This window comes from Citromicrobium bathyomarinum (genome assembly GCF_021021475.1).
In the GTDB taxonomy this organism is placed as follows: domain Bacteria; phylum Pseudomonadota; class Alphaproteobacteria; order Sphingomonadales; family Sphingomonadaceae; genus Alteriqipengyuania; species Alteriqipengyuania bathyomarina.
In genome coordinates, this window is the sequence record NZ_JAINWL010000002.1 from 634,943 (window position 1) to 647,277 (window position 12,335).

Annotated in this window: 11 protein-coding genes; 10 read left to right on the forward strand and 1 reads right to left on the reverse strand. The window is 65.7% G+C overall.

Annotated features, from left to right (window positions below; all coding sequences use genetic code 11):
* Positions 1-13: 13 nt before the first annotated feature.
* The 7 genes from K7H93_RS10945 to K7H93_RS10975 are packed head-to-tail and all read left to right on the forward strand — an operon-like array spanning position 14 to position 7,564.
* On the forward strand, positions 14-985 hold the full coding sequence (locus tag K7H93_RS10945; protein ID WP_230783628.1) for a thiamine pyrophosphate-dependent dehydrogenase E1 component subunit alpha: 972 nt from the start codon (positions 14-16) through the stop codon (positions 983-985).
* A 13-nt stretch (positions 986-998) separates the two neighbouring features.
* On the forward strand, positions 999-2,009 hold the full coding sequence (locus K7H93_RS10950; RefSeq protein WP_010235107.1) for an alpha-ketoacid dehydrogenase subunit beta: 1,011 nt from the start codon (positions 999-1,001) through the stop codon (positions 2,007-2,009).
* Between the two features lie 13 nt (positions 2,010-2,022).
* On the forward strand, positions 2,023-3,462 hold the full coding sequence (locus K7H93_RS10955) for a 2-oxo acid dehydrogenase subunit E2 (protein WP_230783629.1): 1,440 nt from the start codon (positions 2,023-2,025) through the stop codon (positions 3,460-3,462).
* A 39-nt stretch (positions 3,463-3,501) separates the two neighbouring features.
* Positions 3,502-4,035 carry a VOC family protein gene (locus K7H93_RS10960; protein WP_230783630.1) on the forward strand — a complete coding sequence of 178 codons (534 nt, stop codon included), beginning with the start codon at positions 3,502-3,504 and terminating at the stop codon, positions 4,033-4,035.
* A gap of 25 nt (positions 4,036-4,060) precedes the next feature.
* A complete protein-coding gene (locus K7H93_RS10965; protein WP_230783631.1) occupies positions 4,061-5,263 on the forward strand; it encodes a cytochrome P450 in 1,203 nt (400 codons plus the stop codon).
* 40 nt (positions 5,264-5,303) lie between these two features.
* Positions 5,304-6,497, forward strand: a complete 1,194-nt coding sequence (locus K7H93_RS10970) for an acyl-CoA dehydrogenase family protein (RefSeq protein WP_197637174.1) — start codon at positions 5,304-5,306, stop codon at positions 6,495-6,497.
* Positions 6,494-7,564, forward strand: a complete 1,071-nt coding sequence (locus tag K7H93_RS10975; RefSeq protein WP_230783632.1) for a phosphotransferase — start codon at positions 6,494-6,496, stop codon at positions 7,562-7,564. Before K7H93_RS10970 ends, K7H93_RS10975 begins: the two co-directional genes overlap by 4 nt.
* Positions 7,565-7,590: 26 nt before the next feature.
* Here the strand turns inward: K7H93_RS10975 and K7H93_RS10980 are convergent, their stop codons facing one another.
* Positions 7,591-8,949 carry an alkaline phosphatase PhoX gene (locus K7H93_RS10980; RefSeq protein ID WP_230783633.1) on the reverse strand — a complete coding sequence of 453 codons (1,359 nt, stop codon included), beginning with the start codon at positions 8,947-8,949 and terminating at the stop codon, positions 7,591-7,593.
* Positions 8,950-9,120: 171 nt separating this feature from the next.
* Here K7H93_RS10980 and K7H93_RS10985 point away from each other — a divergent pair, with 171 nt between their 5' ends.
* The 3 genes from K7H93_RS10985 to K7H93_RS10995 all read left to right on the forward strand — a co-directional run bounded on the left by K7H93_RS10985 (position 9,121) and on the right by K7H93_RS10995 (position 12,314).
* Complete coding sequence (locus tag K7H93_RS10985; RefSeq protein ID WP_230783634.1) at positions 9,121-9,711, forward strand: DUF1826 domain-containing protein; 591 nt, start codon at positions 9,121-9,123, stop codon at positions 9,709-9,711.
* Positions 9,708-10,115, forward strand: coding sequence for a MerC domain-containing protein (locus tag K7H93_RS10990; protein WP_230783635.1), 408 nt, complete (start codon positions 9,708-9,710; stop codon positions 10,113-10,115). Before K7H93_RS10985 ends, K7H93_RS10990 begins: the two co-directional genes overlap by 4 nt.
* Before the next feature lie 66 nt (positions 10,116-10,181).
* Positions 10,182-12,314 (forward strand): S9 family peptidase, encoded by a 2,133-nt coding sequence (locus K7H93_RS10995; RefSeq protein WP_230783636.1) that lies wholly within the window; start codon positions 10,182-10,184, stop codon positions 12,312-12,314.
* Positions 12,315-12,335: the final 21 nt, after the last annotated feature.

A 12,335-nucleotide genomic window follows, 5' to 3' on the forward strand; every position in this document is an offset into this window, starting at 1 on the left:
GGGAGAGAGAACCATGCAATTGAGCCGTGAGCAGCTGCTACAGGCCTATCGAAGGATGGCCACGATCCGGGCGTTCGAGGAACGCCTGCACGATGTGATCGCCACCGGCGAGGTCGCCGGGTTCACCCACCTCTATTGCGGCCAGGAAGCGGTCGCGGTGGGCGTGTGCGAACATCTCGATACCGAAGACAAGATCGTCTCCACCCACCGCGGCCACGGGCACTGCCTCGCCAAGGGCTGCGATGTGCAGGGGATGATGAAGGAAATCTGGGGCAGCACCGAAGGCCTGTGCAAGGGCAAGGGCGGCTCCATGCATATCGCCGATGTCGACAAGGGCATGCTGGGCGCGAACGGCATCGTCGGCGCAGGCGCGCCGATCGCGGTGGGCGCGGCGCTGTCCAACAAGCTCGACGGGGAAGGCCGCGTTGCGATCGCCTTCTCGGGCGACGGGGCGTGCAACCAGGGCACGACCTTCGAAGCGATGAACATGGCGGTCGTCACCAACGCGCCGTGCATCTTCGTGTTCGAGAACAACCACTATTCCGAACATACCGGCGATGATTACGCGGTCGGCACCGCCAACGACATTGCCAGCCGCGCGGAGGCGTTCGGCATGCGCGTGTGGCGCGCGGACGGTTGCGATTTCTTCGCTGTCTACGAGACCATGCGCGAACTGCTCGAATATGTCCGTGCCGGCAACGGCCCGGCGGCGGTCGAGTTCGATACGGAGCGCTTCTACGGCCACTTCGAAGGCGACCCGCAGAACTATCGCGGCGACGGCGAACTCGACCGGATCCGCAAGGAACGCGACTGCCTCCAGATCTTCCGCCGCCGCGCCACCGAAGCGGGGCTGCTGGAAACCGACGCGCTCGACGAACTCAACAAGGCGGCGCACGCCGATGTCGAGGCGGCGGTGGAGGCGGCACGCGCCGCCCCCCGGCCGACCGCCGAGGATGTCCTCACCGATGTCTATGTCACTTATTGAAGAGCGCTGAGCTATGGCTGAAATGATGTATCGCGACGCGGTTCGCGAAACGATCCGCGAAGAAATGGCCCGCGACGAAAGCGTCGTGGTGCTTGGCGAAGACGTGGTCGGCGGCATGGGGACCGCTGGCGGGCCGGAGGCGATCGGCGGTATCTGGTCGACCTCTACCGGGCTGTTTGAACAGTTCGGCGCATCCCGCGTGATCGACACCCCGATCTCCGAGAGCGCGATCGTGGGCACTGCCGGCGGCCTCGCGCTCAGTGGCAAGCGCCCGGTTGCAGAGCTGATGTTCGCTGACTTCATCGGGGTCAGCCTCGACCAGTTGTGGAACCAGATCGGCAAGTTCCGCTACATGTTCGGCGGCAAGACGCGCTGCCCGGCGGTGATCCGCATGGCCTATGGCGGCGGGTACAACGCCGCGGCGCAGCACAGCCAGTGCGTCCACCAGATCCTGACCGGGATGCCGGGCCTCAAGGTGGTGATGCCATCCACGCCCGAAGATGTGCGCGGCCTGCTGCGCACCGCCATTCGCGGCGACGATCCGGTGATGTTCCTTGAGCACAAGGCGCTTTACGGCGTCTCGGGCGAAGTGCCGGAGGGCGATTACACTATCCCCTTCGGCCATGCGCGTCAGGTGACCGCGGGCGAGGATGTGACGGTAATCGCCACCGGCATGATGGTCGGAGTGGCCGAAGCCGCGGCGGAGCGGATGGCCGAAGACGGCATCGGCGTCGACCTGCTGGACCTGCGCACGACCAGCCCGATGGATGAGGAAGCGATCCTCGATTCGGTCGAGGTGACCGGGCGTCTGGTGATCGTCGACGAGGCCCCGCCGCGCTGCAATCTGGCGACCGACATTGCCGCGCTGGTTGCGCGCAAGGCGTTTTCCAGCCTGCGTGCCCCGGTCGAGATGGTCACTGCGCCGCACTCGCCCGTGCCCTTCGCGCTCGAGCTGGAGCAGGCATACCTGCCGTCCGACGACCAGGTCGAAGCCGCGGTTCGCAAAACACTCGATTATCGCTGAGGAGGCGGATGGAATGACCGATCTGCGCGCCTTTTGCATGCCCAAATGGGGCATCGAGATGACCGAGGGAACGCTTGCCGAATGGATGGTGAGCGAAGGCGACGCCTTCAAGAAAGGCGATCTGCTGTGCCTGATCGAAACCGACAAAATCACCAACGAGGTCGAGGCCGAGAAAGACGGTGTCGTTGAACGGATCGTGGTGAAGGCGGGCGGCGATGCCGAAGCCGTCGGCAGCCTGCTCGCCGTGTTCGGCGATGGTAGCGCCGATGCGGAAGCGATCGACAGCTTCGTTGCCGGGTTCAAGCCGACCTCTGCGCTGGGCAGCGTCCGCAAGAAGAAGCCCGCCGCGCAGAAGGTGGCGGACGATCAGCCCGTGCCGCCCAAGGATGCCAGTGGCGGCGAAAAGAAGCCGGTAAAGATCGACACCAATCGCCCCATCAGCCCCGAAGCGCTCAAGTTCGCCGAGGCCGAGGGCGTGGATATTTCGGGCATCGAGGGTTCGGGTCGCGAGGGCCGGATTACCTTGCAGGACGTCCAGCAGGCGGCGCGCCCGGCGCGTACGCCGCAGCTGCGCGGTCCGGTCGATCATCCGGAGGAGAACCTTGAGGTGTTCGCCTCTCCGCTCGCCCGGCGGATTGCCTCGCAGAACGGGGTCGATCTGGGCCCGGTTGAAGGCACCGGCCCGCGCGGACGGATTCGCAAGGCCGATGTGCTCAAACTGCTGGAAGGGCAGGGCACCGCCAGCGACGCGCCGTTCGTGCCGGTCGACAACAGGCCGGAGATCGAGCCCTTCGATCGCGTGCGCAAGGTGGTCGCCAAGCGGCTCACCGCGGCCAAGCAGGACATCCCGCATTTCTACCTGCGGACGTCGGTCTGCGCCGATCCGGTTATCGCGCTGCGCCGTCACGCCAATCTGGTGCTGGGCAGCAAGGCCTCGCTCAACGATTTCGTGGTGATGGCGGCGGCGCGTGCGCTGCGGCGTCATCCAGAGGTCAACGTGCAGCTGCATGGCGAGGAAATCCATCGTTTCCCCCACGCCGATGTGTCGGTTGCGGTTGCCTCGCCCAATGGGCTGATGACGCCGATCGTGCGTCAGGCCGACCGGCTCGGCATCGGGCAGATCGCAAAGGCGACCCGTGCGCTGATCGACAAGGCGGAGGCTGGCCGGCTGGGCTACGACGATCTCGACGGCGGGACTTTCACCGTGTCCAACCTCGGCATGTTCGGGATCGAGAATTTCGATGCGATCATCAATCCGCCGCAGGCCGCGATCCTCGCGGTCGGAACCGCCTCGCGCGTGCCGACCGAGGGCGAGAATGGGGCAATCGCGTTCGAGACGCGTATCTCGCTGACCCTGTCGGTCGATCACCGTGCGATCGATGGTGCGGCGGGGGCGAAGTTCCTCGCGACCTTCAAGACCCTGTTCGAGAACCCCGAGGAATTGTTCGCCTGAGCAAAGTCCATCGGGGCGTGATCTGCTGGAGAAGAACCAATGCCCAAGCCTGGAAGTCTCACCGCTCTGGGGCCGTGCGAGCAGCTCGCCTACGTGCCGAGCGATTTCGACGCGGCGCTGAAATACTGGACCGAGACGATGGGGGTCGGCCCCTTCTTCCTGTTCGAGAACATTACGCTGGAGAACATGCATTATCGCGGCGAGCCGACCGATGCGCGTTTCTCGGTCGCGATGGCCTATTGGAACGACATCCAGATCGAGCTTTTCCGGCCCGAGAATGACGCGCCTGCCCATTATAACGGCGAATACGGGGTGAAAGACCGGCTGCACCACACGCTGGTGATCGTCGAGGATTTCGAGGCGGCGAAGAAAGCGGTCGGCGATGCGGGGGCCGAGATCATCGTCGAAGGCACCTTCGGCGGCGCGCGGGTCTATTATGTCGATCCCGGGGCGGGGCCGGGCGGGCTGCTGGAGATCCTCGAAAAGTCCGAGCAGGGCGAACAGCTTTTCACGATGATGCGCGATGCCGCGCGCGACTGGGACGGCAACGAGCCGCTTCGGACGCTGGGATAGGCCCACGGGCCGGGGGAGTGGGAGGATGAGCGCGCAGCCAATACCGGATCACGTCCCGGCAGACCGGGTGGTCGATTTCAACGTGTTCGCGCCGCCCGGTGGGGAGCAGGATTTCTTCGCCGCGTGGAAATCCCTGCTCGGCGGCCCCGGCCTCGTCTGGACAACCGAAAACGGCGGGCACTGGATCGGCGCCTGCGGAGAAGTGGTGCGCAGCCTGTGGGGCGACGCGGAGCGCTTTTCCAATGAAGCGCTTGCGGTGACTCCTGGCCTCGGCGAGGTGATGGAGTTCATCCCGCTCCAGCAGGACCCGCCCGAGCACAAGCCGTTCCGCATGGCGGTAATGAAGGGCTTCGCGAATAACCACGTCGTCGCGATGGAGCCGCTGGTCCGCGAACAGGCTCGCCTGCTCATCGAAGGGCTGATGGGCAAGGGCGGGTGCGAGTTCATGTCGCAATTCGCCGAAATCCTGCCGATCCATATCTTCCTGACGCTGATCGGCGTTCCGCCTGAAGACCGCGCGAAGCTGCGCCCGCTGGGCCAGCAGCTGACCCGGCCCGACGGATCGATGACGGTTGTCGAACTGCGTGACGCCGCCGATGCCTATCTGGAGCCCTATATCCGCGAACGGCTGGCCAATCCGGGCAGCGACCTGTTCAGCCGGATCCTCTCGGTCCCGATCGAGGGGCGCGCCTGGACTTTCGACGAGGCACAGCGGATGTGTCGCAATCTGCTGTTCGGCGGGCTCGATACGGTGGTCGCGATGATGGGCAACATGATCATGCACCTCGCGCGCCATCCCGACGATCAGGAGTACCTGCGGGAGGATGCCTCGCGCATTCCCGCCGCAGTCGACGAACTGATGCGGCGCTATCCCACGGTTTCGGTCACCCGCAACTGCGTCGAGACGACCGAGGTCGACGGGGTGGAAGTGCGCGAGGGCGATCTGATCTATCTGCCCAGCGTGCTGCACAATCTCGACCCGGCCTGTTTCGATGACCCGGAGAACGTCGACTTCGATCGAGGCCTGTCGCCGGTGCGCCATACCACCATGGGGGTCGGCCCGCACCGCTGTGTGGGTGCGGGGCTCGCCCGGCTGGAAGCGATCGTGGTGCTGGAAGAATGGCTCGCCCATATGCCGCATTTCTCACTGGCCGAAGATGTGCAGCCGACGTTTCGTGGCGGCAATGTCGGCTCGCTGCTGCAGCTGGAGCTGCGCTGGGCCGAATAGCCGGGCCCACCCATCACTGAGATAATCTGAAGGATTGAGAATGATCGAGGTTTCGCAACGCGCCCGGGACATCGGCGATCGGGTGGAGGACTTCGTGCGGAGCAAGATCGCGCCTTACGAGCACGACCCGCGCCGCGACCATCACGGTGCGCCGACCCGCGAACTGGTCCGCGAAATCCGCGCGCTCGCCCGCGAGGCAGGGTTGATGACGCCGCACATCATGGAGGACGGCAGCCACCTGACCCAGGTCGAGACTGCCTATGTGCTGATCAAATCGGGCCTCTCGCCGCTCGGCCCGCTGGCGCTCAACACCAACGCGCCGGACGAGGGCAACATGTACCTGCTGGGCCATGTCGGCAGCGATCACCTGAAGGAGAAATTCCTCTCCCGACTGGTTTCGGGCGACGAGCAAAGCGCGTTCTTCATGACCGAGCCTGCCGACTGGGGCGGGGCCGGGTCCGATCCTTCGATGATGAAGACCACCTGCAAGCTGGACGGCAATCACTGGGTGGTGAACGGGCGCAAGCGCTTTATCACCGGAGCCGACGGCGCAGGCGTGGGCATCGTGATGGCGCGCGCCGAGGGCGTGGACGAAGGCGGCGGGGCCTGCATGTTCCTGGTCGACCTGCCTGATCCCGCCATCCGGATCGAGGGCGCGCCCAACACGATCGACAATTCGATGCCCGGCGGCCACGCGGACGTCACGATCGAGAATCTGCGCGTGCCTGCGGACCAGATGCTCGGCGCGGCGGGTGAGGGTTTCCGTTACGCGCAGGTGCGCCTGTCGCCCGCGCGCCTGTCGCACTGCATGCGCTGGCTGGGCGCGGCGATCCGGTGTCAGGAGATCGCCAGCGACTATGCCTGCCGCCGTCAGGCCTTCGGCAAGCCGCTGATCGATCACGAAGGCGTGGGCTTCATGCTCGCGCAGAACCAGATCGACCTCAAGCAGGCCGAACTGATGATCTACTGGTGCGCCAGCGTGCTCGACACGGGCGATCTGGGCACCACTGAAAGCTCGATGGCGAAGGTCGCGGTCTCCGAAGCGCTGATGCGGGTGGCCGACAACTGCGTGCAGGTGATGGGCGGCACCGGAGTGACCGACCAGACCATTGTCGAGCAGGTGTTTCGCGAGCTGCGCGCGTTCCGGATCTACGATGGCCCGACCGAGGTGCACAAATGGTCGCTCGCCAAGAAGATCAAGAAGGCCCACCGCGAGGCCGCCGCGTCGGCATGAGCGCCGCAGCAGAGGGGAATACGGGCACCACGGCTGTCCGCGCGGGCTACGAACTGGACCGTGCGGCGCTGGAGGCGTGGCTGCGCGGCCATGTCGACGGGTTTGCCGGACCGTTGGAGGTGGACCAGTTCAAGGGCGGGCAGTCAAACCCGACCTACCGGCTGACCACGCCGACGCGCAGCTACGTGCTGCGGCGCAAGCCTCCGGGCGAAATCCTCAAGGGTGCGCACGCGGTGGAACGCGAGGCGCGGGTTATGGCGGCGCTGGGCCGGAACGGCTTTCCCGTTCCGGCAATTCACGGCCTGTGCGAGGACGAGAGCGTGCTCGGCACGCCGTTCTTCGTGATGGAGATGGTCGAAGGGCGCATCTTCTGGGACGCGACCTTCCCCGATGTGCCCCGCGATGCGCGGCCGGACTACTTTGCGGCGATGAACGGCGTGCTCGCCCAATTGCACGGGGTCGATCCCGAGGCGGTCGGGCTGGGCGACTACGGCAGGCCCGGCAACTACTTCGCACGCCAGATTGCCCGGTGGTCGAAGCAATATCTGGGCGACGAAGAGGCGGGCCGTAACGCGGACATGGACGCGCTGGTCGAATGGCTGCCCGAGAATATCCCGCCGGGTGAGGAAACCGCGATCGTCCATGGCGATCTGCGCTGCGACAACATGATCTTCGCACCCGACGAGCCGCGCGTGCTCGCAGTGCTCGACTGGGAGCTGTCGACGCTCGGCCACCCGCTCGCCGATTTCGCCTATAACGCGATGATGTACCGGATGCCTCCGGACATCGTGGCGGGGCTGCATGGTGCCGATCTGGCCGCACTCAGTATTCCGAGCGAGGCGGAGTATGTCGCTGCCTATTGCGCGCGGACCGGGCGGGAGAGCATTCCCAACTGGGATTTTTACATCGCGTTCAACTTCTTTCGCCTCGCGGCGATCTTCCACGGGATCAAGGGCCGGGTAATCCGCGGCAATGCCGCCAGCGCGCAGGCGGCAGAGCGGGCAACGAAGTTCCCGATCCTCGCCCGGCTCGCGCGCGAGGCGATGCAGGCCTGCGAGCAAGCGTGACCCTTCACCCCGGCGAGTGATCCGCCTCAGGTCATGAACCGATCCCACGGCCCTGTAATCGCCACGGTGCGCGTAGGCGAATAAGCGTTTACGAAGAGCCATTTGCCGTCGGGTGAGAAGCAGGCCCCGGCCAGTTCGGTCTGCATGGTGAGACGAGCAAGCGTGTAGGCGCGACCATCCGGCGTGATTCCACGCAGGTGGTTGTCGACGACATCGGTGTACTGATCCTCGCACACGATCAGGTGGCCGTTCGGCGCCACGGTCAGGTTGTCGCCGAAATTGAACTGGTCCTCGCTTTCGCTCTCGAAGAAAAGTTCCACCATGTCCGGCCCGCGTCCGCGACCGGGGACGAAGCGGAAGATCTGCCCGAGCCCCTTCTGCCCACCGCTGGTCGAGCACACGAACAGGTCGTCGGTGCCCATGTGGATGCCTTCGCCGCGTGCGACCAGCGCCGCGCCCTTCGCGACCGCGCGGATGCGCAGGTCGTCCAGCGGAGCCTCTACTTCGTCGAGATCGATCCAGCGCGCTTCGTACGGCTTTTGCACCGGCATGACCGGCGCATCCCAGTTGCGGGTATCGGCGAGGCCGTCGATCGCCATGGCCTGCAGCCTTCCGCCCGCGCGCAGCTTGCCGCGTTCCTTCGGGATGAAACGATAGAGCACGCCGTCGTCGCGGTCCTCGGTCATATAGACCATCCCCGTCTCCGGATCGACGCAGGCAGCCTCGTGGTTGAAGCGTCCCATCGCGGTCAGCGGGACGGGATCGACCAGCCCGGAGGCATTGGCGGGCACTTCGAACACCCAGCCGTGATTTTGCGCCAGGCCCTCGCCATAGCGCTGGCCGGGGCCGGTCGGCGACTCCTCGCACGTCAGCCAGGTGTTCCACGGTGTGACCCCGCCCGAGCAATTGCGGATCGTGCCGCCCAGCGTGCGGAACTGGCGCTTCACCTCCAGCGTGTTTGCGTCGAGCACGATATTGGTCGTCCCACCCGGTACGATCTCGCCATTACGGGTGCCGAAGCCCCTGGCGATCGGGCCACCCGCGCCGTCGCCCGGCACCAGTTCGTGGTTGCGCACGAGGGCGATCTCACCATTGCCGAGGGCGAAGCAGCCCATGCCGTCTGCCTTGTCGGGCACGGTCCCGCCATCACTCATGGCCTCGCCGAGGCTGGACAGCAGCCGGTACGAGAATCCGGCGGGCAGATCGAGCATTCCGGCGGGGTCGGGTTGCAGCGGGCCGTAGGCGGGCAAGCTCGCGGTGCCGGCTGCCGTCACCATCCTGTTCGTGGTGCATCCACTCGCCAGCAGCGCGCCGAATGCTGCGCCGGTTCCGGCGAGAAACTTGCGGCGATCGGTCTGGATCGGGGCGGTCTGGATCGCGGGCATCGGGTCTTCCTGTGAGCGGGATAGGGAATCGGTGGCACGCGCCATAACCGAAAATGAGCACGATCGCAGCTTGAAATGGATGATATAATATCACATCTGTCAGTTCGCGCGTCTCGGCGCATCCCGACGGATGCCGAGCCAACACCAGTGTCGAAAGAAAATCGCCCGATCATGCAAGTTGCCGCATCTCTCCCTCGTCCGCCATCGTCCTCGAACGCCACCGACTACGCGTGTTTCACCGATGACTGGAGCGCGATACGGCGACCGGAACATCCGCTGGTCGTGCAGCGCCGAGCGGTGCCGCTGTGCGACCGGCCTCTGCTGACGCGCGATCCGTTCACGTGGCGCGCGAGCGGTGCGCCCGATCGCGCGGCCGCCGCACTGGGCGATCTGCCCGCTGCGCTGGTGGAGGACATCGCCATGCTCGCCACGCGCCTTGCAGCGTTGATGCTCTGCGAGGAGGTGCGTCTGCGGCTTGAACTGGTCGATGATGATTCCTGCCGCAAGCTCCACGCCGATTTCACCGACCTGCGGCTTATCACCACCTATGCGGGGCGCGGCACGCAATTCGCCTGCGACAACGTGCCGGGCGGGGAGGTGTGGAATATCGACGCGGGCGATATCGCACTGGTCAAAGGCTGGCAGTTCGGGGAGGGGCACGATCCCTGTCTGCACCGTTCCCCACCCATCGCGGGCACCGGTGAACGCCGCTTGCTGCTGGCGATCGATACGCCGCGGATCGACCCGGAGCCGGGCGCGTGAGGCCGCGTAGCAGAGGCGTCGCCGCCGCGATGGATGGTGCCGGCGTGACGCTGTCGACCGCCTGCCTCATCCATTGCCTCGTCTTCCCACTGGCCATCGCCATCCTGCCGAGCTGGAGCACTGCGCTCTCGCTGCCGGAAGGGTTCCATCTCGTCATGGTGCTCATCGCGGTGCCGCTGACCAGCTATGTCCTGCTGAAATCGCGGCATGGTGCGGGCGGGGCGGGTTCCCGGCTGGCCCTCGGCTTTTCTGGGCTGGTGCTGATGATCTCGGGCCTGTTTGCCCATACTCTGGCGCTCGAAACCGGGCTCACGACACTTGGCGCGGCACTGGTTGCCACCGCCCATATTCTCAACTGGCGAAGCCGGAACAGACCATGCCGGTCGGCGGAGGTAGCCGACTGATTGACACGGGGCCTCCCGCTGGCCCAGCGTGGGCGAGACATTTCAGGGTCCGGGGAGAGCATTGGTATGAAGCTGCTGGCAATTTTCATCGGGGCGAGCGCGGTCGCTCTCACCCCTGCGACCCTCGTCGCCCAGAACACGCCAGCGCCCGAACCCGCTGCTGAGGCCGAGGCGCCGCAGTCCGCATCTGCGATGGGCACGGTCGGGTCGGGGCCGGATCGCCGTTTCACCGGAGCGGACCTGTTCGATCTCGCCACCGCATCCGATCCGCAGATCAGCCCCGATGGGTCGCAGATTGCCTATGTGCGCCGGTCGAACGATGTGATGAGCGATAGCACGCGCAGCGCGATCTGGCTGGTCGATGCTAGTACCGGCGAGGAAAAGCCGGTTGCCGGGCAGGATGGCAATGCCTTCTCGCCGCGCTGGTCCCCCTCGGGCGACCGGCTGGCTTTCGTCTCGACCAATGGCGGCAGCGCGCAGCTATGGGTGCGATGGATGGACGGCGGCGAGGCTGTCCGCCTGACCGGATTGCCGACCAGCCCGTCGAGCATGGCGTGGTCACCCGATGGACGCTCCATCGCCTACACCATGCTGGTGAAGGACGATGCGCCCAAGCTTGGCGCCGCCCCGGAGAACAAGCCCGAAGGAGCCGAATGGGCAGAGCCGCTCCAGATTTACGACCTGCTGACCTACCGGGCGGACGGGGCGGGCTATCTCAAGCCCGGGTTCGAGAAGATCTTCGTCATTCCCGCCGATGGCGGTGCGCCGCGCCAGCTGACCTTCGGCCCTTCGCATGACGGCGGCCCGCTGTCCTGGTCGCGCGATGGAAGCACGATCTATTTCGGCGCCAATCGCAAGGCCGACTGGCAGAGCGACCCGGTCGAGGGAGAAATCTACGCGGTCGATCTGCCCAGCGGAGCGGTTTCCCAACTGACCGATCGGGACGGGCCGGACCACAGCCCGCGCGTTTCGCCCGATGGCAACCGCATCGCCTATCTCGGCTACGACGATGCGTTGCGGGCGTACGAGAACGACGATCTCTACGTGATGGATACCGACGGCTCCAACCGCCGGATCCTGACCGAGGGCTGGGACTTCAGCCCGACGGAAATCGAATGGGATGCGGACGGGCGCGCAATTTACGCGCAGTATGATGTATCGGGCGAAACCCGCGTGGCACGCATTGGCCTCGATGGCTCGATCCGCGACGTTGCGAGCGGGCTTTCGGGCGGCGGGCTCGACCGGCCCTATACCGGGGGCAGCTTCTCGGTGGCGAAGACCGATGCGATCGTCTCGACCGGCGGACCCGCGACGCGTCCCGCCGAACTTCGCCTGACCCGCGGCGGCGACACCCGCATCCTGACCGACCTCAACCGGTCTTTGCGCGAAGTGAAGACGATGGGCGAGGTGCGCAAGATCACCACCGCGTCCAGCCATGACGGGATACAGATCGAAGGCTGGCTGACCCTGCCGCCGGGCTATGTCGAGGGGCAGCGCGTACCGCTGATCCTTGAAATTCATGGCGGCCCCTTCGCCGCCTACGGCCCGCATTTCGCGAGCGACAACCAGCTCTATGCAGCGGCAGGCTACGCCGTGCTATCCGCCAATCCGCGCGGTTCGACGAGCTACGGCGAAGGCTTCGCGAACGAGATCGACAAGGCCTATCCCGGCAACGACTATTTCGACCTTATCAGCATCGTCGATGAAGCGATCGCACAGGGCATTGCCGATCCCGACGCGCTGTTCGTCACCGGCGGATCGGGCGGCGGGGTGCTGACCAGCTGGATCGTCGGCAAGACAAACCGCTTCAAGGCTGCAGCGACGCAGAAGCCGGTGATCAACTGGACCACGCAGGTCCTGACCGCGGACTCGCCAGCTTTCTTCGGTTCGTACTGGCTGGGCGCGCAACCGTGGGAGAACCCGCAGCTCTACTGGGATCGCTCGCCCCTGTCGCTGGTCGGCAATGTCGAGACGCCCACGCTGGTGGTGGTCGGGAGCGAGGATTATCGCACCCCGGTGAGCGAGTCCGAGCAGTATTATACTGCGCTCAGGCTGCGCGGCGTCCCTACCGCGCTGGTGAAGGTGCCTGGCGCCAGCCATGGCAGCATCGCCGCACGGCCATCGCAGAGCGCCGCGAAGGCCTCCGCCATTCTGGCCTGGTTCGAGCGGTACAAGGACGGCTGGTCGCCCGATAACTGAGGCTATGTGACGGCACGTACA